Here is a 24,399-nt window from a genome sequence, read left to right on the forward strand (position 1 = left end):
GGGTGGAAAAGGGGGAAACCCCTGCTACATCGCCAGACAAATGTCCGACGCCCAGCCTCATCTCTACCTCGTCGACGGGTCGAGCTACATCTTCCGCGCCTATCACCGCTTGCCGCCGCTGACCAACCGGCACGGCCAGCCGGCGGGCGCGGTCTATGGCTATACGGCGATGCTGTGGAAGCTGGCGGACGGCCTCAACAAGGCCGACGGGCCGACCCACATGGCGGTGATCCTCGATGCGTCGGAATCGACGCACCGCAACGAAATGTACGATCAGTACAAGGCGAACCGGCCGCCGCCGCCCGAAGACCTCATCCCGCAATTTCCGCTGATCCGCGTCGCCACGCGCGCGTTCTCCATCCCCTGCATCGAGCAGAACGGACTGGAGGCCGACGATATCATCGCCTGCTATGTGCTGGCGGCGACGAAAGCCGGCTGGAAAGTGACGATCGTCAGTTCCGACAAGGACCTGATGCAGCTCATCGAGGACGGCAAGGTCGACATGCTCGACACGATGAACGACCGCCGCATCGGCCGCGAGCAGGTGCTGGAGAAGTTCGGCGTCGGGCCGGAGAAGGTCGGCGACGTACTGGCTTTGATGGGCGACAGCGTCGACAATGTGCCGGGCGTGCCGGGCATCGGGCCAAAGACCGCGAGCCAGTTGATCCAGCAATATGGCGATCTCGACACGGTGCTGGCGTCGACCGACGAGATCACCAAGCCGAAGCTGAAGCAGAACCTCATCGAGCATGCGGATGCGGCGCGATTGTCGCGCGAGCTGGTGCGGCTGGTCTGCGATGCGCCTTTGCCGGAGCCGCTCGACGACCTGGTGCTGACGGGCATTCCGCCCGAGCCCCTGAAGGAGTTCCTCGAGGACCAGGGGTTCAAGTCGCTGCTCAACCGCGTCGCTGGTGGCGGTGCCTCTTCGGGCGGAACGCGGCCAGTTGACGTCATGGCGTCAAAGCCGGTGGCCGCGGCGCCGACGCCGCCGGAAGCGCAGGACATCAATGTCGACCGCTCGGCCTATGAGACGGTGACGACGATGGAAGCGCTCGACCGCTGGATCGCCGAGGCGACCGCCAACGGTTTTGTCGCGCTCGACACCGAGACGGACTGCATCGACTGCGTCATCGCGCGGCTGGTCGGCGTCAGCCTGGCGACCGCCCCGAACAAGGCCTGTTACATCCCGGTCGGCCATGTTTCGGCCGACCTGCTGTCGGATGCGCCGAGCCAGATGCCGATGGCCGATGTACTGGCGCGGCTGAAGCCGCTGCTGGAGGACCCGGCGGTCCTGAAGATCGGCCATAACCTGAAATACGACTGGGTGATGTTCGCCAAGCAGGACATCAACGTCGCGCCCTATGATGACACGATGGTCATGAGCTTCGACCTGGATGCGGGGCGGGGCATTGGCGGGCACGGCCTCGACGAGCTCGCCAGAGCGATGTGCAACCATGAGTGCATTCCGTTCAAGCAGGTCTGCGGCACGGGGCAGAAGGCGATCACCTTCGACAAGGTGCCGCTCGCGCAGGCGACCGAATATGCCGGGGAAGACGCCGATATCTGCCTGCGGCTGTGGCAGCGGCTTAAGCCACGATTGGCGTCGGAGAATGTGACGCGCGTCTATGAGATGGTCGACCGGCAATTGGTCACGACCGTCGGCCGGATGGAGCGGCGCGGCATCAAGGTCGACCGCGACTATCTCGCCAGCCTGTCGAGTGAGTTCTCCAAGGAGATTACGGCGCTGGAAGGCCGCGTCTATGAGGCGGCCGGCGGTCCCTTCACGATCGGATCGCCGCAGCAGCTTGGATCGGTGCTCTACGACCGGCTTGGCCTGAAGGGCGGACGCAAGGGCAAGAGCGGCACTTACTCGACAGACGTCAACGAACTGGAACGGCTGGCGGGCGAAGGCGTCGAAGTCGCTAATCGCGTTCTGGAATGGCGGCAGCTGACCAAGCTGCGCTCGACCTACACCGATGCCCTACAGGCGCAGATTAATCCCGAGACCGGGCGGGTCCACACCAGCTATTCCCTCTCGGGCGCGCAGACCGGCCGCCTGTCATCGACTGAACCGAATCTGCAGAACATTCCCATCCGCACCGAGATCGGCCGCAAGATCCGCGACGCCTTCGTCGCCGAGCCCGGCTATCAATTGATGAGCGCGGACTATTCGCAGATCGAGCTTCGGCTGGCGGCGCAGATGGCGGACGTGCCGCAGCTGAAAGAGGCGTTTGCGGCGCACGAGGACATCCACTCGATGACCGCCGAGGAATTGTTCGGCAGCGTCGACCGCGACACGCGCGGCAAGGCCAAGACCGTGAATTTCGCCATCCTCTACGGCATTTCATCCTGGGGCCTGGCGGGGCGGCTGGGCGTGCCGAAGGAAGAGGGAGCGGCGATTATCGCCCGCTATTTCGAACGCTTCCCGGGCATCCGCTCCTATATGGACGACACGCTGGCGTTCGCACGGACCAACGGCTTCACCCGCACTTTGTTCGGCCGGAAAACGCATTTTCCGAACATCCGCGCCGGCAACCCCAACCATCGCGCAGGTGCAGAGCGCGCCGCCATCAATGCTCCGATCCAGGGCACCAGCGCCGACCTCATCAAACGGGCCATGAACCGCATGGACGAAGCATTGGAGAAGGCAGGCCTGGAAGGCGTGCGAATGCTCTTGCAGGTCCACGACGAATTGCTGTTCGAGGTGCCCGACGGGCGCGAGCAGGAAGCAGCGGCGGTTGTGCGGGAGGTCATGGCCAAGGCCGCCGAGCCCGCGATGAAGCTGGATGTGCCGCTGGACGTCGAAGTGGGCTGGGGCGCCAATTGGGGTGCCGCGCATTGAGCACCGCGGCGGATCAGGGGGCGGCAGACACAGCAGATCTCGCGGCGCTTGCGCGCGGCGGCCGGATCAATTTCTTCGGATTCGTGCTGCGCCTGGCGGCGCGCCTGCCGTTCCTGTTCATCGCCGGCCGCATCTATGGCGCCGAGCAATTGGGCCGCTTCGCCTATGCGGTGCTGATCGTCGAATTCGCGGCGCAGCTGGCGACGCTCGGCCTGAAGCGCGGCCTCGCCCAGCAGCTGGCGCATACCGACAAGCCGCATGTTTGCGTCGTCTGGGATTCGCTGATCGTCGCCGCCTTCGGTTCGGGCATCGCCATGGCCGCGCTGATGCTGTTCCCGACGGCAATGTTCCCGAACAGCGAAATCAACGGTCTTGAATGGCTGTTGCCGGTCACGATCTTTGCTCTTGCATGGTCTGACATCACGCTCGCCGCCTTGGCCTATCGCCATGACGTCGGCGCGACGGTTCGGGCGCGGGCGATCGTCGAACCGTGGACGATCAGCATCGCCGCCTTCGCCTGGTCGTTCATTTCGACCCGCGATGGGCTGATCATCGCCTACGTGCTTTCGATGGTAGGGGCGCTGGTCGCCTCGCTCGTTCCATTCCTGAAGAGTTATGGCCTCCCACGCGGCTGGAGCCCGGACCCAGCCGGCCTGTGGCGGATGGCGCGACGCAACCTGCCGGTCGCCGCCGCCGACGCCGTCGAATGGGGATCGCGGCGGGTCGACATCGCCATCCTCGGGCTGTTCTTCCGGCCCGACATCGTCGGCATCTATTATGTCGCGCAGAACGTCGCTTCGCTTCCGGCCAAGCTGAAGACCAGCTTCGACCCGATCCTTGGCCCCGTCATCGCCCGCAACATCGCCGCCGGCGATCAGGGGGCGGTCGCCAAGCAGGTACGGCAGGTCGGCTTCTGGGTGATCGCCGCGCAGCTGGGCGTGGCGCTGGCGCTGGCTATACCGGGCGAGGCCGTAATGGGCCTGGTCGGACCGGCCTTCGTCGCCGGTACCGGGGCGCTGGCCTTCCTGCTGTTCGCCGAAGTCATCGCCGCGACGGCGGCCGTCAGCGAAGCCGCGCTCATCTATGTCGCCAGGCACCGCAACATGATGATCAGCCTGTCGATGATTGCGTTCCAGGCGCTGTTGAGCGTCGCGCTGATCAAGCTGATGCAGGCGGAGCATTGGCCGGTCATGGTCCAGGCGACGGGCCCGGCGACGGCGCTGCTCATCTCCCTTGGGCTGGCCGCGATCATCAAATCGCGCCTGCTGGGGAGTATATTGAAGGCGCGCGTGTCGGGTTGGCGCTGGGCCCTGATCTGGGCGAGCGCGGCGGGAATCGTCGTCGGCTGGCTGTTCACCTTGCTGCCGCACAGCTTCGAATGGCTGGAATTGGTCGGTGGTATCCCCGCGATCCTGCTGGCGTTTGGGCTGGTCGTCTGGACCAGGGGCTTCGGGCCGGAAGACCGCGAGCTCTTCCGCATGCGCAAGGAAGAGATCGAAGAATTGAGCTTGCCGGACCCTTCAACCGGAGGCGACGCGCCCCGCTAAGCCTGTTGCCGCCGTGGCCGGCGCGAAGTGAATTCGCGCCGTCAGTCCTGTCCGCAGCGCGGCAGGCTGGCCGCTACTCAGCCTCTCTCACGCTGCTCCGGCGACACTGCGTGTCGGCGTCGCTGCGCTCGGGTCTTCGTCAATGCCGGAAGTGCCGCATTCCTGTAAAAACCATCGCCAAACCCGCGTCGTCTGCAGCAGCGATGACGTCCTCATCGCGGATTGAGCCGCCAGGTTGAATTACTGCCGTCGCGCCCGCTTCGGCTGCGGCGAGCAAGCCGTCGGCGAATGGGAAGAAGGCATCAGAGGCGACCGCTGAGCCGACCGTGCGCGGCTGTGGCCAGCCATTGGCTTCGGCGGCTTCGACAGCGCGAATGGCGGCGATGCGCGAACTGTCCCGGCGGTTCATCTGGCCGGCGCCGATGCCAGCCGTGACACCGTCCTTCGCGTAGACGATCGCGTTCGACTTGACGTGCTTGGCGACGGTCCAGGCGAACAGGCAGTCGGCCAGCTCCTGCTCCGTTGGCGCGCGCTTGGTGACGACCTTCAGGTCATCCCGGCTGATGCGGCCGTTGTCGCGCGACTGGACGAGCACGCCACCGGTGATGGTCTTTAGGGCGAATCCTCCGCGCGCCGGATCGGGCAAATCGCCGGTCAGCAACAGCCGCAGGTTCTTCTTCCGCGCGAAAGCGGCGATGGCACGTTCGTCAGCGTCCGGGGCGATGACGACCTCGGTGAAGATCTCGGCAATGGCCTCGGCGGTCGGGCCATCCAGCGATCGGTTCAACGCAATGATGCCGCCAAAGGCCGAGACACTGTCGCACTCGAGCGCATGCCGGTATGCCTCGACCAGCGACGAAGCGGTCGCGACGCCGCAAGGATTGGCGTGCTTGACGATGACGCAGGTCGGTTCGGCCGCGCGGAATTCGCTGACAAGTTCCAGCGCCGCATCGCCGTCGTTGATGTTGTTGTAGCTGAGCTCCTTGCCCTGCACCTGTCGCGCGCCGGCGACTCCCATCGCCCCGCGGGATTGCGGCAAATAGAGCGCCGCTTTCTGATGCGGGTTCTCGCCGTAGCGAAGCTCGCTGCTCTTGGTCAGAGCGATAGGCAGGCTGTCAGGGAAGAATTGTTGTTGGTCGGCGAACGCGAACCAGCTGGCAATGGCGGAATCGTAGGCGGCGGTCAGCGCGTAGGCCTTGGCCGCCAAACGCTTTCTGAGTTCAAGCGTCGTACCGCCCTTTTCGTCGAGCTCGGCCAGTACGGCGGAATAGTCGGCGGGATCGGTGAGAATGGCGACCGAGGCATGGTTCTTGGCCGCCGAGCGCACCATCGACGGGCCGCCGATATCGATATTTTCGATGATCGTGTCGCGGTCGGCGCCGCTCATGACAGTATTGAGGAAGGGGTAGAGGTTGACGACGACGAGATCGATCGCGCCGATGTCATGCTGGGCCATCGAGGCTTCGTGCTCGGCATTGCCGCGCACCGCGAGGAGACCGCCGTGGACCTTGGGATGGAGGGTCTTCACACGCCCGTCCATCATTTCCGGGAAGCCCGTAACTTCACTAATTTCACGGACATCGAGACCAGAATCGCGAAGTTTGGCTGCAGTGCCGCCAGTCGAGACGATTTCAACATTGTGCCGGGCGAGGCCGGCCGCAAGCTCCTCAAGGCCGGACTTGTCGGACAAGGAAATTAGCGCGCGCCTTACCGGCACCACATCGGTCATGAACGTCTTCCCTTAGCTTGAACGGCGGAATTGCCAGGCGGTCTGCCCGCCCAGCGCCGAAACTTCGCCGACCACGGCCAATTGCAGGGTCGGTATCACTTCGCCCGCACCGGAGACATGCAGGCTTTCCTCGATCGACAGCATCGCGCCCCGGCAACGGAAATTCCAAGGCGGCGCCCCGGGAGGGCGCAGGATCGCGCCCATGCCGTCGGCGGTTGCCGTCGCCTCGATCCCCGGCGCGAGGTGGAAGCGGATGGCGAATGGCGCGGATTCGCGGATCTTCTTGCGGCCCTTGGGCAGCAGCTGGTCGTTGCCGCGCACTTCCTTGCCGTCGTTGCCGAGGACGATGCTGCGCTGGTGCAGAAGGCCGAAGCCGCGCAGATAGCCGTCGTGGCTGGCGGTGACGCGCGAGCTGTCATTGTCTTCCGAGCGGTCGATCACGACGTCGCTGACTCCCTTGCCCAACGATCCGTCGTCGAGAATGGCAGTCGAGTTGGTGTCATCAAGCGTCAGCGTGCTGTGCGCGGCGGTGGTGCGAAGGGCCTGGACCAGTTCATGCGGCAGATGGTGCGGCAAGAGGCCCGGCCCACCGCAATTGACGACGATGCGTTGCGCGCCGTCGCTGAGCTCAAAAGCCAGGGTCGAGGCGCTGCCGGCCAGCATCTTTGGCGGCGGCGGCGGCGCGGCATCCATGACGAGGATCGTGCCAAGCGCCGACAAGCGGTGATAACCCCAGCCTCGCGCCTGACGCAGCGGGCGGGCGCGAAGGCCGCAACCTTCGATGAGTGCGGCGACGCGGGCCGGATCACCCGGATTGCCACCCTGCCAGCTGGAGAGGCCGCCATCGCCCATGGTGACACCATGAAGCGCAGCCAATGCTGCTGCGGCGGCGCTCTCCAGCAAGTCGGGCAGCGTCTGCTTGGCGGCAAAATATGCGGCGCGCAGCAGGCCGAGGCGGTCAACCAGCAGCAATTGCTCCTCGGGCGAGCGACTCATCAATCCGCCGTCTTCGAACTGGGCGGCGGCAAGGGCGCGCATCAGGCCGGCCTCCGACCGGGCGACCCGCGGGAGGCCGCCCTGGATCAGCAAAGCGGCGGCGACGACGCCTGCCCAGGCGGTGATGCGCGGCAAGCCCGCGGGCGCCTTGTCGGCGTTGGCGTCAAGGTGGCGCGCGCCGCGAGCGAGCGTGTTGAGCAATGCCGAGCGATAACCGCTTTCCCGACTGGACAGGACGTAAGGCGCATAGGCAGTCCAGAACAGGATGCGCTCGCCCCAGAGTTCCGGCGCCCAGGCCTCGTCGATGCGGGTGCCGTGGGCGACGAGCCAGCGGCCGACCAGGGCTTCGGCAACCTTGGCGCCTTTTTCGCGTCCGGCCGCGGCGGCGAGATCGCGCAGCCAGGAAAATCCCTGGAGGCTTTCGGCGAACGGACCGTCTGCGCCAAGCGCGGCAAAATCGAGGTCGGCGAGCGGCACCGCCTCGCTGCCGAGCACGAAGCGGCCCGCAAGCAAGGCGTCGCCCCGCGCGCGGTTTCCATCGACATGGTCGCGCGGCACGGCGGTAAGCCGGAGCGGGCTCTTGCGCGAGCCGATGAGCCGGGAGAGCAAGGAGCCCCGCGCCAGCTTGCCGACGATTTCACTTCGGGCCGCGTCGGCTGCGCTCATCCTTCTCCCCGGAGCGCTCGGATGTTGGCGGCATAATGGTTGGGTCCGCCGCGGAAGGCGGCGGTGCCTGCGACTAGCGCCGTGGCGCCTGCATCGACCGCCTGGCGTGCGGTCTCCGGATCAATCCCGCCGTCGACTTCGATGGTGACGTCAAGATTTTCCTTCGCGACGCGTTTGGCGATCGCTTCGATCTTGCGCAGCTGGCTGGAAATGAACTTCTGGCCGCCGAAACCGGGGTTGACGCTCATCACCAGGACGAGATCGATGTCTTCCAGCACATAATCGAGCGCCTTCGCCGGTGTTGCGGGATTGAGCGACACGCCGGCCTTCTTACCGAGCGATTTCACGTGCTGGATCGTTCGGTGAAGGTGCGGTCCGGCTTCCGGATGGACCGTGATGATGTCGGCGCCCGCCTCTGCAAAGGCGTCGAGGAAATTATCGACCGGCGAGATCATCAAGTGGACGTCGAACGGCTTCGACGTGTGCGGACGGAGCGCTTTCACGACACCCGGGCCGATGGTGAGGTTGGGCACGAAATGCCCGTCCATGACGTCAATATGGATCCAGTCGGCGCCCGCCTGGTCGATGGCGCGCACTTCGTCGCCGAGCTTGGCGAAGTCGGCGGAGAGGATCGACGGCGAGATGATCGGCTGGGCCATGGAGCCGATTAGACGGGAAACCCCCTTTTCGACAAGCGGCTTGACCACCAGCCGTATTATTTCAATAATACAGTGCTGAACAGGGAGGTAATTGATGAGGAAGCGCGTCTTGTTGGGAGCAGCGGCGGCGCTGGCGGTGGCGGCTCCGGCCCATGCTGTGCCGACCGATTTCAAGGCCGAGGCAGACGCGCTCCTGAAGAAGAGCTTCCCCGATGCGGGGCCGGGCGCAGCGGTGATCGTCACCGAGCATGGCAAGCGGGTCTATGAAGCAGGCCAGGGTCTCGCCGACGTCAATGCCAAGACAAAGATCACGCCCGAGACGGTCTTCCGCATCGGATCGATCACCAAGCAATTCTCGGCTGCGATCATGTTGCAGTTGGTCGCCGAGGGGAAAATCAGCCTCGACGACAAATTGTCGAAGTTCCTTCCGGATTATCCCAAGCCCGGCGCGGATGCGACGATCGCCGAACTTCTGAACCATACGGTCGGCGTGCAGAGCTACACCGATATTCCCGGCTGGATGGACGAGAAGCACACCGCCAAGGCCTATACGACCGAACAGATGATCGCCGAGTTCAAGGACCTCCCCTCGCCGTCCAGGCCCGGCGAGAAATGGGCTTACAACAATGGCGGCTATGTGCTGGTTGGCGCGGTGATCGAAAAGGTCACTGGCAAGCCCTGGTACCAGAATGTCGAAGAGCGGATCGCCAGGCCGCTCGGTCTCAAGACCATCCAATACGGCATTGTCGAGGACAGGATGCCGCACATGGCGAAAGGTTATACGCTGACCGACGACAAGGTCGCGGCTTCGCAGAAGATCCACATGAGCGTGCCGCATGCGGCGGGTGCGCTCATCGGGTCTGTCGAGGATCTGGCGAAATGGGATGCAGCGCTTCGTCACGGCAAGGTCATTCCGGCCGAATTGTATGCCAGGATGAATTCGCCGACGAAGCTGCCGGATGGTTCAACCGAGCCTTATGGCTTCGGAATGGGCATGCGCGACCTCCGCGGCCATGAGGCGCTAGGCCATGGCGGCGGCATCTTCGGCTTCGTCACCGACAGCATCTATTTGCCCAAGGAAGACGTGTTCGTCGCCGTATTCAGCAATAGCGACAGACCGGCGACCAGCCCGGGCCTGGTCCTGCAGAAACTGGCGGCGATGGCTATTGGCGATCCCTATCCCAGTTTCCAGAAGGCTGCGCTGGATACGAAAGCGGTCGAGCCGTGGGTTGGACTTTACAAGGTCAAGGACGGTGAGCGCCGCGTCTTCCTGCGCGACGGCAAGCTGATCACGCAGCGCACCGGCGGCGGTGAGCTGGAAGCGCTGTCCGGCGGAAACGGGCGGTACTTCTATGACAACAGCCTGACCTGGTTTGAGCTGAAGCGCGACGCGGCCGGCACACCGGTCATGGCCATGTACCAGCAAGGTGCGGCGACTGCAGAAGAAACGCCGCGCGCCGGCCCGATTCCGGCGGAGCTGCCGGTCGCGGACGTGCCGCGTGCTACGCTCGAAAGCTATGCCGGCCTGTACGACACGCCGGCCGGGCGGCTGACCGTCGCCTTGCCGGCCAGCGGGCCGATGACGGTCATGCTTGAAGGCCAACAGGCCATTCCTGTGCTGGCCGTCACCCAAACCGAGTTCCGCCTCGTCGGGGTCGATGCACGGATCGAGTTCAAGGCCGAGAACGGCAAGGTCGTCGGCGCGACGATCAAGCAGGGCGGACGGGACCTGCCAGCGAAGCGGGCCAACTAATCCCGGCGGAGGCGAGCGACGAAGAAGCCGTCCAGCCCGCCTTCGTCCTCGAGCAAGCCGGGCAGGACGCGCACCCAGCCTTCCGGCGCTGACGTCACGCCGTCAGGCAGCTCGCCTGTTCGGGGCGGATCGATGTCGAACCCGGGATTGCGATCGAGGAAGACGGCGAGCGTGCCCTCGCCTTCCTGCGGCTCCAGTGAGCAGACGGCGTAAATGAGATAGCCGCCGGGCCTCACCATCTTTGCAGCGCGGTCGATAAGCCGGGTCTGCAGATCGGCGCTCTGGCCGATGATGGAGGGGCGGGCCCGGTAGAGGACTTCAGGATGGCGCCGGAAGGTGCCCGTTGCCGAGCATGGCGCATCGAGCAGGACGGCATCGAATTGCCTTGGCGGCTCCCAGCCTAGGGCGTCCGCTGTGACGAGTTCCGCCCTGAGTCCGGTGCGGTCGAGATTGCTGCGCAGTCGTGCGAGACGACTTTCCGACTGGTCCAGTGCGGTGACGCGATGGCCTGCCGCAGCCAATTGCATGGTCTTGCCGCCAGGGGCAGCGCAGAGGTCGAGAATGTCCGCGGGCTCCCTCGACATCAGTCGCGCGGGAAGCGACGACGCAAGATCCTGCACCCACCAGCCGCCTTCATCGAACCCAGCCATCTTGGTCACGGATTGGCTGGCAAGGCGGACGTGGCCGGGAGCGAGGGACTTGCCGTCGTGCTCCGAGGCAAAGGCCTGGGCGTCAGAATCGTCGCGGAAGCTTAGGTCGAGAGCCGGCCGCCCGGCGATGGCGCGGCGAGCAGCGAGGAGGACGTCTTCGCCCCAGGCCTTGCCCCATCGCTCTTCGACCGCATCGGGCAGGTGCGGTGCATCGATTGGCGGCACTCCGCGCCGAAGCAAGGTGCCGAGTACGCCATGCACGAGGCGACGCGGGCCGCCTGCGACGAGCGGCAAGGCGGTGGCGACAAGTGCGTGCTCGGGCGTCTGCAGCGCAATTTTCTGGGCCAACGCGATCCTGAGCACCATTCGCGCCTTGGAATCGTCGGGCAGGCGTTGGCGGGTAGCGCTGTCGATCAACGCGTCGAGGTCGGGCAGTCGGCGCAGGGTCTCGCCCGCGATGGCGATGGCCAGCGCCGCGTCCGCAGGCGGAAGTTTGGTACCCTGGGAGGCTGAGTCCAGTGTCCGCCCGCGACGGAGCACCGCATCAAGCATCGAGAGCGCCGCCTGGCGCGCACCGAGGCCTTCGACCTTGTCCACCTAATGCAATTCGGTGCGGCGGGGCGGACGAGTGCGTAGCGCCTCGAGCACCTCGGGAAGGCTGCGCCGTTCGGCGAGCAGGTCGTCGACGGCAGTGACGATCGGCATGTCGATGCCCTGCTCATCGGCGATGCGGCGCAGCACCGGGGCGGTGAACGCTCCCTCCGCGACGGTGCGGCGGTCGCTCATCAACTCCTTCGCCGAGCGGCCTTCCGCGATCGCCTTGCCGAGCGAGAAGTTGCGGGAGCTGGTCGAGGTGCAGGTGAGAACAAGGTCGCCCAGGCCCGCCATGCCGGTCAGCGTTTCCAGCCGGGCGCCATGGGCCAGGCCGAAGCGCGCCATTTCGGCGAAACCGCGGGCGATCAGTGCGGCACGGGCGTTCTGGCCGAGGTTCGAACCTTCGACGACGCCGCACGCGATGGCGAGGACGTTCTTGACCGCACCGCCGATCTCGGCGCCGGTAATGTCGTCGGTGAGGTAAATGCGAAAGGACGGCAGAGCGATCCGTTCGCGCAGGTCCTCGCCGAGCTCCCAATTGGCGCAGGCCAAGGTGACCGCCGTCGGCTTCGCGGCGGCGACTTCATGAGCAAAGGTCGGGCCGGAAATGACGTTGATCGGCGAATCCGGGCAGACTTCAGCGGCAACATGGTGGAGCATCAGGCCCGTCTTGTTCTCGATCCCTTTGGAGCAGAGGACGAGAGGCTTGCCCGAATGCGGCGCCTGCTCGAGCACCGAGCGCATATGCTGGGCGGGCGTCACCACCAGCCACGCGTCGCAATCGGCAAGTGCGCCAAGGTCGTTGGTGGCGCGGATCGCCGGCGAAAGCGGGACGCCGGGCAAATAGAGACTGTTCTCGCCGATCGTATTAATGGAATCGGCGACCTCGGTTTCCAGCACCCAGAGCAGGGTTTCGCGGCCGGACCCGGCGGCGACCTGGGCCAGCGCCGTTCCCCAGGCGCCGCCGCCAATCACCGCCAGCCTTTCGATGGTCATGCCTTCACCCCCGCTCCGCGCACTTTCTCCGCCGCTTCGTCGAGCGGCCAGCGGGCCCGCGCCGGTGCATCGAGGCCGTCGCATTTCCCCGCCGCAAAACGCTCTGCCCCCGCCCAAGCGATCATCGCCGCATTATCGGTACAGAGCCAGGCCGGCGGCACGCGGAAGCGACGTCCGTTAGCTGACGCCAATTCCGCGAGGGCCGATCGCAAAGCGCGATTGGCGGCGACGCCACCGGCGACGACGAGCGTGGGCGCATCGCTCTTCTCGAGCGCGACCGAGGTGCGGTCGACCATGCAGTCGACGACGGCTTGCTGGAAGCTGGCGGCAATGTCGGCTGGCTTGTAAGTCCCCGCCGCAACCGCGCGCTGCACTGCGCTCTTGAGGCCGGCGAAGGAGAAATGCGGTTCGCCGCTGCCCACGAGCGGACGAGGAAGCGGTACGGCCTGGGGGTCGCCGTCTTTCGCCAATTCCTCGATGGCCGGGCCGCCCGGATACGGCAGGCCGAGGAGCTTCGCCGCCTTGTCAAACGCCTCGCCGGCGGCATCGTCGATGGTTGTCGCCAGCCGCGAATAATCGCCGACGCCGCGCACTTCGAGCAGCTGGCAATGACCGCCGCTGGCGAGCAGCAGCAGGTAGGGAAATTGCAGGTCCGGATCGACGAGGCGCGGGCTTAGGGCGTGGCCTTCGAGATGGTTGACCGCGACCAGCGGCTTGCCGCTAGACAGGCTGAGGCCCTTGCCGGCGAGCAAGGCGACCATGACGCCGCCGATCAGGCCGGGGCCGGCGGTGGCGGCGATTGCGTCGACCTCGCTGATGCTGACATCCGCCTCCGCAAGGACCTGGCGGATGAGGCCAGGCAGGATCTCGACATGGGCGCGAGCGGCGATTTCAGGGACGACGCCGCCGAACGGACGATGCGCTTCGTTCTGCCCGACAATCGCCTGCGCCAGAATCTGGCGGTCGGACGTTACCAGCGCTGCAGCGCTGTCGTCGCAGGAGGATTCGAGGCCAAGGATGAGTGCCATCGCGAAGTCCTTTGCCTCATGGGGCAGCGCTCGGCTAGTGCGGCGCCGTGGATAGCTTCCTCAAGCTCGGGACGCGCGGATCGCCGCTGGCGCTGGCGCAAGCGCATATGGCGGCGGCGGCGCTGGAGGTCGCGCATCACTGGCTAGGCGGCCGCGTCGAGACCGTCGTCATCAAGACCAGCGGCGACAAGGTGCAGGATCGGCCGCTCGCCGACATCGGCGGGAAGGCCCTGTGGACCAAGGAGCTGGATGCGGCCTTGGTGAAAGGCGAGACGCATGCATCGGTCCATTCGATGAAGGACGTCGAAACCGAGCGGCCCGCTGCTCTGTGCCTGGCGGCGATGTTGCCGCGCGCCGACGTCCGCGATCGATTGATCGGCGCGGAGTCCATCGAGGCGCTGAAACATGGTGCGAAAGTTGGCACGTCCTCCCCGCGCCGGGCCGCGCAACTGCTGCGGCTTCGGCCTGACCTGGAGATCGTCATCTTCCGCGGCAATCTCGGCACTCGCCTCGCCAAGCTCGAGGCCGGCGAGGTCGATGCGACCCTCCTCGCCGCCGCGGGGCTGGAGCGGCTGGGCCAAGGAAGTATCGGCGTGCCGATCCCGATTGACGTCATGCTGCCGGCTCCGGGCCAAGGCGCGATCGGCATCGAATGCCGCAGCGACGACCATGAGACGCTTTCCCAGCTTGGTCGGGTCAACGACCATCAGACGTCAGCGGCGGTCAGGGCCGAGCGTGCCTTTGCCCGGGCATTGGGCGGAAGCTGCCATTCGCCAGTCGGCGCCTATGCGGCGATCAAGGCGAACGAGGTGTACCTGCGCGTCGAGATCCTGAGCGAAGACGGCAAGGACCGCATTGCGGATGAAGCTCGTTTCAGGGTCGGGGACGACACAAAGGCGGAGGCTCTTGCCAAGTCCATGTTGGCCAACGCACCTGCCAGCATTCGGCGGCTGTTCGCAGCGGGATGAAGCCACTCGTCATTCTGCGGCCCGAGCCCGGCGGCAGCCGGAGCGTCGCGCGCGCGCAAGCGCTCGGCCTCGAGGCTATCCATATCCCGCTGTTCGCGGTCGTGCCGATCGAGTGGCAGGCACCGCATCCCGGCGACTTCGACGCAATCATCCTCACCAGCGCCAATACAGTGCGCCACGGCGGCGAGGAATTGCTGAAGCTAAAGAGCCTGCCCGTTCATGCGGTTGGCGAGGCGACCGCTGCCATCGCGCGCGCTGCAGGTTTCATTGTTGTCAGCGTCGGCGAAGGCGGAAGCCGGGCCATGAACCTGCCACAGGGGCAAAGGCTGCTCCATCTCACCGGCCGCGATCATCAGACCTTCCCTGGCGCCACGAGCATCGCCGTCTATGAGGCACGGACAGTCGATGAGCCTGAAGGGATCGCGGAACTCAAGCATTGTGTGGTCGCCGTTCATTCGCCGCGAGCCGGCGTCCGGCTGGCTGAACTGGTCGAGGACCGAAATAAGATTTCCATCGCCGCGATCAGCCAGGCCGCCGCCGACGCGTGCGGCCCGGGCTGGCAGAGCGTCCACATCGCCGCCGAGCCCAATGACATCGCGCTGCTAGCCCTCGCCGCCAGCCTGTGCGAAGGTCATGACGCATGAGCAACGGAACCACTCGGCGCGAACGCGGCTGGACGGCCACATTGGCCTGGATCCTGCTGCTGCTCGTCGTCGGTGCGGGTCTCGCCGTCTGGGGATTGACCCGCTGGGATGCAGCGGCCCGCTTCTTCGGCATTGCGCCGCAACCTGCGCCGATCGCTGCGCGCGCGCAGCCGCAACAGGCACTGGCCCAATCGCAGCAGGCGGTCACCGCCGATCCCGACCAAGCCGCGAAGATCGCCGATCTCGAGGGCCGGCTGCGCGCGGTCGAGAATAGTTCGCGCCGTACCGCGGGGTCGGTCGGCCGGGCCGATGCCTTGCTCGTCGCGTTCGCCGCCCGGCGCGCGATCGATCGCGGCGTTCCGCTAGGTTATCTGGAAACTATGCTGGCGGACCGCTTCGGCGACACCAATCCGCGCGCGGTCGCGGCAATCATCAATGCCTCCCGCGAGCCGGTCACGCTCGACCAGCTAATTGCCGATTACGACCAGCTAGGGCCGGCGCTTCGCCGTGGGGCCCCGAACGAAGGATTGTGGGCGGGGTTCAAGCGCGAGATGGGCTCGCTCATCGCCGTTCGCCGCGCCGCGACCCCGTCGGGCAAGCCGCAGGCCCGCTATGAAAGGGCGACCGCACAGCTGCAGAATGGCCGCGTCGATGCCGCCTTGGCTGAGACCATGCGCTTGCCCGGTGCGCCGCGGGCGGAAGATTGGATCGCGAAGGCCCGCCGCTACGTCTTCGCCCATCGTGCGTTGGACGAAGTGGAAAGCGCCGCCTTGCTGTCCGGCGGGCGCTGACTCGACTGGTCGTCAAAAGGATTCGACTTGCCGCAGCCCAGCTTCCGTTCAGCTTCGCAAGCGCACGATAAGTGACTGAAATGTTGGGCGTGCTGGGGGACAGGCATTCATGACGTCAATCGGTTTGCAGAGGATGTTGGCAATCCTGCTGTGCCTCACGCCTGGCGGCGCCGCATGTGCCGCGCCGGACGCGGCTGCGACGCCAGTCCGGGCGCAAACCCAACGCACCGTCCATGCCGCCGCACCGGCCGCGCTCGCCGCTCGCATCCGCGAGCTCGGCGCCGGCTTCGACGGCCGTGTCGGCATTGCCGTTCAGTCGATCGACGAAGGCTGGCGCACCGGGTGGAAGGCCGACGAGCTTTATCCGCAGCAGAGCTGCTCCAAATTCTGGGTGTCGCTGACCGCGCTCGATGCCGTCGACCGCGGCAAGGTGTCGCTCGACGACCAGGTTTCGTTCGGCCGCGATGACCTGACCCTGTTTCACCAGCCGATTGCCGCGCAGATCCTGGCCGGAGGCTATACGACGACGCTTGGCGACCTGATGGTCAAGGCGATCACCACGAGCGATAATACGGCCAACGACAAATTGATGCGCTCGGTCGGCGGGCCGGACGCGGTGCGCAGCTTCCTTGCCCGCAAGAACATCTCGTCGGTCCGCTTTTATAATGGCGAGCGCGCACTGCAGTCGAAGATCGCGGGCCTGATCTGGAGCCAGAGCTATTCGATCGGCGATGCTTTCTACAAGGCGCGCGATGCGCTGCCGCTATCGGTGCGCAGGGCGGCCTTCAACCGCTATATCGAAGATCCGTACGACGGCGCCTCACCCAACGGATTCGTGTCCGGCCTGGCTCGGCTGAAGCGCGGGGAACTGCTTTCACCATCCTCAACCGCGCGCCTGCTGCAGATCATGGGCAATACGAAGACCGGCGCCAACCGGCTGAAAGGCGGGCTCAAGCCCGGCTGGTCGCTGAGCCACAAGACGGGGACCGGTCAGGTGTTGGGCGATGTCCAGGCAGGCTATAACGACATCGGCATCCTGACGGCGCCGGACGGGCGCAGCTATGCGGTCGCGGTGATGATCAAGAAGACGTCGGTCCCGCTGCCGACGCGCATGACGCTGATGAACAATGTCGTCCGCGCGGTAATCGACAGCCATCAGATCAATGGGGCCGCCTATACCCTCTAGCCTCCCAGACGTCGGTGTCCGGATGCGCGCCACTCCCGGCGTGCAGCGGGTACCGACGCCGAATCTCGAACTATTCATTGTGAAGCATTTCCTGGGGCCGGACCTCTGCGCCGAGATGATCGAGCGTATCGACCGGCGTCGCCGGCCCAGCACGATCGCCGACGACAAGGGGATCGACGCTTATTTCCGGACCAGCGAAACCTGCGACCTCGACGGCGGCGACCCGGTCGTCGCCACCGTTAACGCCAGGATTTGCGAATTGCTGGGACTGCCCGAAGATCTGAGCGAACCGTTGCAAGGGCAACGTTATGCACCGGGCCAGGAATTCAAGCCGCACACCGACACGTTCGAGCCTACCGGCGTCGACTATTTCCAGCATTGCGCGGAGCGCGGCAACCGCAGCTGGACCGCCATGTGCTACCTGAACGAGCCCGACGACGGCGGCGCCACACGCTTCAAAATGATCGGCAAGACAATCCGGCCGGCGGCTGGCAAGCTCCTCTGCTGGAATAATCTGTTGCCTGACGGGCGACCGAACCCGGCGACCCTTCATCAAGGGATGAAGGTGCGCAAGGGCACCAAATATGTGCTCACCAAATGGTTCAGGGAGCATGCAGATGTCCTTTGATAGCCGTAACGGCAACCGGCGGCGTGGCTGAAGCGTTGCGCCGGGTGAACAGGGTCTCTCGAAGGAGAGGGAGTATGCGCCTCGTCGTTCCTGCCGCGCTCGCGGCTACCGTCATCGGGCTTGCCGCCTGCAACACCTATGCCGAGCCTGCCAGCGCCGCGAATGCGGCAGCCGCCGGCGGGCGCCAATGCTTCTACGCGCCGAACGTCACCGGCTATCGCCGCGGCCCGGGAGATACGGTGATCGTCAACACCAACAGCCGCGACTATTATCAATTCGACACGCAGCCTTACTGCGCCGACCGTATCGTCTGGGAGAACCGGGTCGCGCTGCGCTCGCGCACCGGTACCTTCATCTGCAATGGGTACGATGCCGAGCTGTATGTGCCCGACGCCGTCGGCGCGGCCTATTGCCCGCTCTACCACATGCACAAGCTGACGCCGGCCGAAGTCGCCGTCGAGCGGGCAACACCGCCCCGTGACAAGCGCTGAACTGGTTCAATCCGGAGGACTAGTCGCTGGAGCGGGCGAAGGGATTCGAACCCTCGACCCCAACCTTGGCAAGGTTGTGCTCTACCCCTGAGCTACGCCCGCTCTGTGCGCTGGACCGCCGGAATCGAATGACCGGCAGCCGGGTGAGGCGGCGCGCCTAGCATGGCCCGCCGACGCCGCGCAAGTAGGGCCTGATGCCTTGCCGTGCAAGGCCCGCTCGCCCATATGCCGGCAAGCTGATCAGGCGGAGTAATTGAAGCGTGGCGACCCTCGGCATCAGTGAAGCGGAACGGGAGGCAATCGCCCGGTTTGAACGCGACGTCATCAATCCGTCGATGACGCAGCTCGTAGTCCTGCAGTTCACCGCCGAATGGTGCGGGCCGTGCAAGCAACTCTCGCCCATCCTCGACAAGGTCGCCACCGATTATGCCGACAAGGGTGTCGCTCTGCGCCGGATTGACGTCGACCAGGAGAAGATGGTCGCGGCCCAGTTCCGCATCCAGTCGATCCCGACCGTCTACGCTCTCTTCCAGGGCCAGCCGGTCGCCGACCTGACCAATTACCGTAGCGAAGGGCAGATCAAGAGCGCGCTCGACCAACTGCTCGGTCAATTGCCGGTTCAGGGCGAGGCGCAGGAACTAAAAGCCCAGATCGAGCCGTTGTTGGAAATGGGCGAACAAGTGCTGTCCGAGGGCGATGCTGACCGTGCCGCCAGCATCTTTGCCCAGATACGCGACATGGCGCCCGAAGATCCGGAGGTGGCCGGCGGCCTGGGTCGCGCGCTGGTTGGGGCCGGGAAGACGGACGAAGCGCGGGCCCTGCTCGATTCGCTCGATGCAGAGATCGCCAAGCACCCTGCCGTCGCCCGGGCGCGAGCAGCGCTGGAAGTCGCGGCGGCGCCGGTAGCCGACGTATCCGTGGAGGAAGCGAGGCTCGCCGCCAATCCTGACGACCACGAAGCCCGCTTCGCCATCGCCAATGCGAAAATGGCTTCCGGCGACCGGGACGGTGCAGTTGACGACCTCCTGGAAATCATCGGCCGCGACAAGGAATGGAACGAAGGTGCGGCCCGCACCCGCTTCCTGCAGTTGCTCGAGGCGGCTGGGCTGGAGGATCCCTGGGGCCGGGCGCAAAGGCGGCGGCTATCTGCGGTGCTGTTCACGTGATGGGCGCGAAACCAGCGCGGGTGCCGATCTTCCCGCTGGCCGGGGCGATCCTGTTTCCGCGCGCGCAATTGCCGTTGCACATCTTTGAGGATCGCTATCGCTCCATGGTTGAAGACGCGTTGGCCGGTAGCGGACGCATCGCCATGATCCAGCCGCTGGACGAGAGCGAGCGGCCGCCGCTCTACAAGGTCGGCTGCGTCGGCGAACTGGTCGGCGTCGAAGAACTCGAGGACGGCCGTTACAACATCATGCTGCTGGGCTCGAACCGGTTTCGGCTGATCGCTGAAGCGGACGTGCCGACGGTTTACCGCCAGGCCGATGTCGATCTCGCCGCCTTCGACGATGACGAACCGCCGGCGCTCGCTAGTATTCAACGCGCGGAAGTTGAACGGGAGGCCCGCAAGTTCGGCGACGCCCTTGGCCTGGCGGTCGATTGGGAAGCGGTCAGCCGCCTAGATGACGAAATGCTGGTCAACGCCATTGCCCAGGTCGCGCCGTTCGACACCGGAGCCAAGCAGGCGCTGCTGGAGGAAGTCAGCCTCGCGGGACGGGCCGATCTGGTCGTCCAATTGATGCAGTTCCAGCGCCTCGCCCCGGGCGGCGCCGACATGGGACAGACCCTGCAATAATCAGATAGGCAGGCCGCGCAGAAGCAGCGGCAAGTCGCCGCTGGTGCCGCGCGCTTCGCTCATTAGACGTTCCCGAAGCGGTTTGATGCGACCCGTGACTGCCATTCCGAACCGGCGGACGGCCGAAGGCAGCTTGCCGGGAACTCCGTAGATACGGGTGAGGCCATCGGTGGCGGCGGCCACCATCAACGTGTCGAGGCTGCGCCAGCGCTGGTAGCGGTCCATCAGCTGGCGGTCGCCAAGATCGAGGCCGAGCCGCGCACCTTCGACCAGGACCTGCGCCAAAGCGGCGGCGTCGCGGAAACCGAGGTTCAGACCTTGCCCTGCGATCGGATGGATAGCGTGGGCGGAATCGCCGACCAGCGCCATTCGCCGATCGGTGATGCGCGCGGCATGGTGGAAGCCCAACGGATAGGATTGCCGCGGCGCCAGCAGCTCGATCTTGCCGAGAAAGCCACCCATCGCCGCCTGCGCCTCGGCTGCGAACTGCTCGTCGCTGAGTGCGAGGAATCCGGCGGCATCCTCCTTCTGCACCGACCAGACGATGGCAGAGCGGTGGCCGCCCTCGTCGTCCGTCATCGGCAGCAAGGCGAACGGACCCGTGGGATAAAAGATTTCCCAGGCGATATGCTCGTGCGGCTGTTCGTGACGGAGCACGGATACGATCGCCGCATGGTCATATTGCCAGCGGGCAATGCGAATGCCGGCCTCCTCCCGACTCGGGGAGTTGCGGCCTTCGGCCACGGCCAGCAAGGGCGCGCGTATTTCGCCACCGCCCTGCAATCGAACCATGACGCCATGTTCGCCGCGATCGATGTGGGCGGCGCGCGATTTCCACCGGAGGTCGATCTTGGCGCCTTCCTCCGCGCGAGCCCGCAACGCCTCTCGCAAATGCCGGTTCTCATGCATGAAGCCCAAAGGCTCATCGTCGTCCTCGGGTGCTTCGAAAGCGAGATGGCCCGGCTTGAGCCCATCGGCGACGCGGATGGTGCGGATTGGACAGCCTGGTTGCGGGAAGCGCGCCCCGACGCCGATCGTATCGAGCATCCGCCGGGAGGAAGAGGATACGGCGCTGGTGCGGCCGTCGAACTTGGCGTCCTTCCAGGCTTCCGGGTCGACAGGATCGATCACGGTGCAGGAAAGGCCGCTGGAATCCAGCGCCGCGGCCAATGCGAGGCCGATCAATCCGCCGCCGAGAATGATGACGTCCGACCGTGTCATGGTTGCCGCGCTTAGCGGCTAATCAGCGACGGGGCGAGTGCACTCTCGCTTGACCGGTGAGTCCACGAGAGCGCATTGTGCGTCAAAGACTTACCGGGGGAAGACAATGGCGACCGCTGCCGAGCGGGCCCGCAAGCGGGACCTGGGGCCCGACTGGAGGGAAAAGCTCCGCGATTCCGTTCGCATGTTTGCAGTACGGACGATCGGCACGCTGCTGTTGGCAGTCAGCCTGGCCCTCGCCGTAGCTTTGGCCACCCACCACAGCGTCGATCCAAGCTTTTCGACCGCGGCTGGCGGACCGCCGGTCAATTGGGTCGGCACGCCAGGGGCCTATGCGAGCGACCTCCTGCTGATCCTGTTTGGGCCGGCGTCGGGATTATTCCTGCCGGTCCTGGCGCTCGCGGGTTTGAGGATGATGCGCGGCGATGGCGCCGGGCGGCTTGGCCGCTCTTTGTTGTTCACCGGGATCGGCATCTTCCTGGTTGGAGTCGCTCTATCGATGGTTCGCGACACGGCCGTGTCGGGACTTCCGGCGGGATGGGGCGGCGCTTTGGGATTTGCCGGGGCGCACGGGATCGACGCAGGCGTAAACCTGATCGGCGACCGCAATATCGCCGGGCCATTGCGCATGGCGCTGATGGCGGTGCTGGCGCTTGGCGGCCTGATCATCACCTGGTTCGCCCTCGGCCTGCGCGAGGAAGAGAAGGGCTGGGTCGGCGGATTGTTCAAGCGCGATCCCGACCGGATCGTCCGGCCGCCGCGCCGTACCGTCGAAGAGCGCGAGGCGCGCGATATGCCTGCGGCCCCGCCGCGCTCGCGGCCCGCCGTCGCCGTCGCCGAGCCCGCCAAGGCCGTCGCGCCCGCAACCCAGCGCAAGGCCGACGGCCGCAAGCGGAGCCCTCATCAGGCGAGCCTCGCTTTGGGCGACGACTACGTCCTGCCCTCGCTTGACCTGCTCAACGCCCCACCGCCGCATGGCAAAACCCAGGTTGACCGCGCCGGGCTGGAGCGCAACGCTCGCCTGCTTGAAAGCGTGCTTGAGGACTTCCATGTCCGCGGCGACATCGTCGAGGTCCGCCCCGGGCCGGTCGTGACCATGTACGAACTGGAGCCGGCGAGCGGCATCAAGGCCAGCCGCGTCATCCAGTTGGCCGACGACATTGCCCGCAACATGTCGGCCTTGTCGGCGCGCGTGGCGACGATCCCGGGCCGCAGCGTCATCGGCATCGAATTGCCGAATCCCAAACGCGAATCCGTCAGCCTGTCGGAACTCATCGGCAGCCAGGCGTTCGAGGACCAGGCGATGTCCTTGCCGCTCATCCTCGGCAAGAACATCTCCGGCGACCCGGTCATCGCCGACCTTGCACCTATGCCGCACCTTCTCGTTGCCGGCACTACGGGGTCCGGCAAGTCGGTCGGCCTCAACTGCATGATCCTGTCGTTGCTCTACCGGATGAGCCCGGACGAGTGCCGGATGATCATGATCGACCCGAAGATGCTGGAGCTCAGCATCTACGACGACATTCCGCATCTGCTCTCCCCGGTCGTTACCGAGCCAGGCAAGGCGATTCGCGCGCTCAAGTGGACGGTCGAGCAGATGGAGGAGCGCTATCGCATGATGGCGAGCCTCGGTGTCCGACAGCTCGCCAGCTTCAACGCCAAGGTCCGTGACGCCAAGGCCAAGGGCGCGCAGCTCGGGAGGCGGGTGCAGACCGGCTACAATGCCGACACCGGCCAGCCGGTTTATGAGACCGAAGAGCTGGAGTATGAGGTGCTGCCGCAGATCGTCGTCATCGTCGACGAGCTCGCGGACCTGATGATGACGGCGGGCAAGGAGGTCGAGTTCCTAATCCAGCGTCTGGCGCAGAAGGCGCGCGCCGCCGGCATCCACTTGATCATGGCGACGCAGCGGCCGTCGGTCGATGTCATCACCGGCGTCATCAAGGCCAATCTGCCGACCCGCATCAGTTTCCAGGTCACCAGCAAGATCGATTCGCGCACCATCCTCGGCGAGCAGGGCGCCGAACAGCTGCTGGGCAAGGGCGACATGCTCTACATGCCGGGCGGCAAGCAGATCGTCCGTGTGCACGGCCCCTTCGTGTCCGACGAGGAAGTCCGTCACGTCGCCGAGCATTGGCGGCGGCAGGGCGTGCCCGACTATATCCAGGCCGTCACCGAGGAGCCCGAAGACGGCGGCTATCTGTTCGACGGCCAGCCGACCGGCGATGACGATCCGGAGACCCAGCTCTACCGCAAGGCGATCCAGATCGTCGCCGAGAGCCAGAAGGCCTCGACCTCCTACCTGCAGCGGCAGCTGCGCGTCGGATACAACAGCGCGGCCCGCCTCATCGAACGGATGGAGAAGGACGGTTTGGTCGGCCAGCCGGACCATGTCGGCCGCCGCGAAGTGCTGATCGACACCGACGGTCACCCCCTCTAACGGCCGTTTTGAACCCTGAACGAACGGGAACCCACGGGTTCAGTCCGCATTCAATGGCGAAACGCCACCACCGGCGGCAAAATTTTCCAGGAGTTTGTGACCATGGCTTTTCCGACCCTTCTTGCCCGCGCGCTGGCGCCCGCCGCCGCCATCGCCATGCTGGCCGGCCCCGCGATTGCAGCGTCGGCGGGCGAGTTGGCGCAGGTCGAACAGCATCTTGCGGCCGCCCAGTCGATGACCGCCAACTTCGTCCAGACGGACAGCAAGAACCACCAGTTGGCCGGCACCATGCAGTTGAAGCGCCCGGGCCGGATCCGCTTCGAATATGGCCGCGGCGCCAACATGTTGCTTGTCGCCAACGGCAAGACCCTAACGTTTATCGACTATGACGTCGGCCAGAAGTCGAGCTGGGCGATCGCCAAATCACCACTCAGCGTTCTGCTGTCGGGCAATCCCGATCTCGACCGTATCGCCCGCGTCCTACCGAGCGCCGACAGCCGTATCCTGCTGGTCCGCGCCCGCGATTCGCGGCGGCCGGAATTCGGGACGATGATACTCGCTTTTGTGAAGACCCCCGGTGCCCCGGCCGGCCTGCGCCTTGAAGGTTGGACGGCGATCGACGCGCAGAACAAGCGCACGACGGTCAAGCTGGACGGCCAGCGTTACAACGTTGCGGTGGCTGAAAGCGCCTTCAGCTACGCCGAGCCCGCCAAGAAGGCGAAACGTTAAAATACGTAGCAAAGTAAAACTGTTCATCATGCGGTCAGCATCGCGC

20 protein-coding genes and 1 tRNA gene are annotated in these 24,399 nt (G+C 65.6%); 13 read left to right on the plus strand and 8 right to left on the minus strand.

The genetic code is table 11. The features are described 5' to 3' along the window. Positions 1–40 precede the first annotated feature (40 nt). Together polA and LZ536_RS07765 are read left to right on the plus strand one after the other, a co-directional pair. On the plus strand, positions 41–2,842 hold the full coding sequence (gene polA / locus LZ536_RS07760; RefSeq protein WP_249847837.1) for a DNA polymerase I: 2,802 nt from the start codon (positions 41–43) through the stop codon (positions 2,840–2,842). Beyond that, positions 2,839–4,389 carry a lipopolysaccharide biosynthesis protein gene (locus tag LZ536_RS07765; protein ID WP_249847838.1) on the plus strand — a complete coding sequence of 517 codons (1,551 nt, stop codon included), beginning with the start codon at positions 2,839–2,841 and terminating at the stop codon, positions 4,387–4,389. The genes polA and LZ536_RS07765 overlap by 4 nt, the downstream gene beginning before the upstream one ends. Positions 4,390–4,528: 139 nt before the next feature. Here LZ536_RS07765 and purH read toward each other — a convergent pair whose 3' ends face one another. The 3 genes from purH to rpe are packed head-to-tail and all read right to left on the minus strand — an operon-like array spanning position 4,529 to position 8,439. After that, complete coding sequence (gene purH / locus LZ536_RS07770; protein WP_249847839.1) at positions 4,529–6,118, minus strand: bifunctional phosphoribosylaminoimidazolecarboxamide formyltransferase/IMP cyclohydrolase; 1,590 nt, start codon at positions 6,116–6,118, stop codon at positions 4,529–4,531. A gap of 12 nt (positions 6,119–6,130) precedes the next feature. After that, the gene (locus LZ536_RS07775; RefSeq protein WP_249847840.1) at positions 6,131–7,780 is read right to left on the minus strand and encodes a heparinase II/III family protein; all 1,650 of its coding nucleotides are present in this window, start codon (positions 7,778–7,780) and stop codon (positions 6,131–6,133) included. After that, complete coding sequence (gene rpe, locus LZ536_RS07780) at positions 7,777–8,439, minus strand: ribulose-phosphate 3-epimerase (RefSeq protein ID WP_249848585.1); 663 nt, start codon at positions 8,437–8,439, stop codon at positions 7,777–7,779. The genes LZ536_RS07775 and rpe overlap by 4 nt, the downstream gene beginning before the upstream one ends. A 94-nt stretch (positions 8,440–8,533) precedes the next feature. Between rpe and LZ536_RS07785 the strand changes: the two genes are divergently transcribed. Then, the gene (locus tag LZ536_RS07785) at positions 8,534–10,192 is read left to right on the plus strand and encodes a serine hydrolase domain-containing protein (RefSeq protein ID WP_249847841.1); all 1,659 of its coding nucleotides are present in this window, start codon (positions 8,534–8,536) and stop codon (positions 10,190–10,192) included. On the opposite strand, the gene LZ536_RS07790 is transcribed toward LZ536_RS07785, so the two are convergent. From LZ536_RS07790 to tsaD, 3 genes are read right to left on the minus strand one after another with little or no spacing between them, the layout of a single operon-like run. Then, positions 10,189–11,439 carry an RsmB/NOP family class I SAM-dependent RNA methyltransferase gene (locus tag LZ536_RS07790; RefSeq protein WP_348538820.1) on the minus strand — a complete coding sequence of 417 codons (1,251 nt, stop codon included), beginning with the start codon at positions 11,437–11,439 and terminating at the stop codon, positions 10,189–10,191. The genes LZ536_RS07785 and LZ536_RS07790 overlap by 4 nt on opposite strands. Continuing rightward, positions 11,440–12,432, minus strand: a complete 993-nt coding sequence (locus LZ536_RS07795) for an NAD(P)H-dependent glycerol-3-phosphate dehydrogenase (RefSeq protein ID WP_249847842.1) — start codon at positions 12,430–12,432, stop codon at positions 11,440–11,442. After that, the gene (gene tsaD / locus LZ536_RS07800) at positions 12,429–13,460 is read right to left on the minus strand and encodes a tRNA (adenosine(37)-N6)-threonylcarbamoyltransferase complex transferase subunit TsaD (protein WP_249847844.1); all 1,032 of its coding nucleotides are present in this window, start codon (positions 13,458–13,460) and stop codon (positions 12,429–12,431) included. The genes LZ536_RS07795 and tsaD overlap by 4 nt, the downstream gene beginning before the upstream one ends. Before the next feature lie 47 nt (positions 13,461–13,507). Here tsaD and hemC point away from each other — a divergent pair, with 47 nt between their 5' ends. The 6 genes from hemC to LZ536_RS07830 all read left to right on the plus strand — a co-directional run bounded on the left by hemC (position 13,508) and on the right by LZ536_RS07830 (position 18,168). Next, entirely contained in the window at positions 13,508–14,428 is a 921-nt protein-coding gene (hemC, locus tag LZ536_RS07805) for a hydroxymethylbilane synthase (protein ID WP_348538821.1), read from the plus strand. After that, positions 14,425–15,072, plus strand: a complete 648-nt coding sequence (locus tag LZ536_RS07810) for a uroporphyrinogen-III synthase (RefSeq protein ID WP_249847846.1) — start codon at positions 14,425–14,427, stop codon at positions 15,070–15,072. Before hemC ends, LZ536_RS07810 begins: the two co-directional genes overlap by 4 nt. Then, a complete protein-coding gene (locus tag LZ536_RS07815) occupies positions 15,069–15,863 on the plus strand; it encodes a hypothetical protein (RefSeq protein WP_249847848.1) in 795 nt (264 codons plus the stop codon). The genes LZ536_RS07810 and LZ536_RS07815 overlap by 4 nt, the downstream gene beginning before the upstream one ends. Positions 15,864–15,972: 109 nt before the next feature. Then, a complete protein-coding gene (bla, locus tag LZ536_RS07820) occupies positions 15,973–17,049 on the plus strand; it encodes a class A beta-lactamase (RefSeq protein WP_249847850.1) in 1,077 nt (358 codons plus the stop codon). A gap of 22 nt (positions 17,050–17,071) precedes the next feature. Continuing rightward, positions 17,072–17,677, plus strand: coding sequence for a prolyl hydroxylase family protein (locus LZ536_RS07825; RefSeq protein WP_249847852.1), 606 nt, complete (start codon positions 17,072–17,074; stop codon positions 17,675–17,677). Between the two features lie 74 nt (positions 17,678–17,751). Next, the gene (locus LZ536_RS07830; RefSeq protein ID WP_249847853.1) at positions 17,752–18,168 is read left to right on the plus strand and encodes a DUF6491 family protein; all 417 of its coding nucleotides are present in this window, start codon (positions 17,752–17,754) and stop codon (positions 18,166–18,168) included. Between the two features lie 27 nt (positions 18,169–18,195). On the opposite strand, the gene LZ536_RS07835 is transcribed toward LZ536_RS07830, so the two are convergent. Further along, positions 18,196–18,270, minus strand: a tRNA-Gly gene (locus LZ536_RS07835). A 158-nt stretch (positions 18,271–18,428) separates the two neighbouring features. Between LZ536_RS07835 and LZ536_RS07840 the strand changes: the two genes are divergently transcribed. Then, on the plus strand, positions 18,429–19,334 hold the full coding sequence (locus LZ536_RS07840; RefSeq protein ID WP_249847854.1) for a tetratricopeptide repeat protein: 906 nt from the start codon (positions 18,429–18,431) through the stop codon (positions 19,332–19,334). After that, entirely contained in the window at positions 19,334–19,963 is a 630-nt protein-coding gene (locus tag LZ536_RS07845) for an LON peptidase substrate-binding domain-containing protein (RefSeq protein WP_249847856.1), read from the plus strand. The genes LZ536_RS07840 and LZ536_RS07845 overlap by 1 nt, the downstream gene beginning before the upstream one ends. Here the strand turns inward: LZ536_RS07845 and LZ536_RS07850 are convergent, their stop codons facing one another. After that, positions 19,964–21,184 (minus strand): FAD-dependent monooxygenase, encoded by a 1,221-nt coding sequence (locus LZ536_RS07850; protein ID WP_249847858.1) that lies wholly within the window; start codon positions 21,182–21,184, stop codon positions 19,964–19,966. A gap of 106 nt (positions 21,185–21,290) precedes the next feature. Here LZ536_RS07850 and LZ536_RS07855 point away from each other — a divergent pair, with 106 nt between their 5' ends. After that, positions 21,291–23,624, plus strand: coding sequence for an FtsK/SpoIIIE family DNA translocase (locus LZ536_RS07855; protein ID WP_431357920.1), 2,334 nt, complete (start codon positions 21,291–21,293; stop codon positions 23,622–23,624). Positions 23,625–23,726: 102 nt separating this feature from the next. Then, positions 23,727–24,353: a LolA family protein gene (locus LZ536_RS07860; protein WP_249847860.1), complete on the plus strand. Its 627-nt coding sequence runs from the start codon at positions 23,727–23,729 to the stop codon at positions 24,351–24,353. The last annotated feature ends 46 nt before the right edge of the window (positions 24,354–24,399 follow it).

Source organism: Sphingomonas alba (assembly GCF_023516555.1).
In the GTDB taxonomy this organism is placed as follows: domain Bacteria; phylum Pseudomonadota; class Alphaproteobacteria; order Sphingomonadales; family Sphingomonadaceae; genus Sphingomicrobium; species Sphingomicrobium album.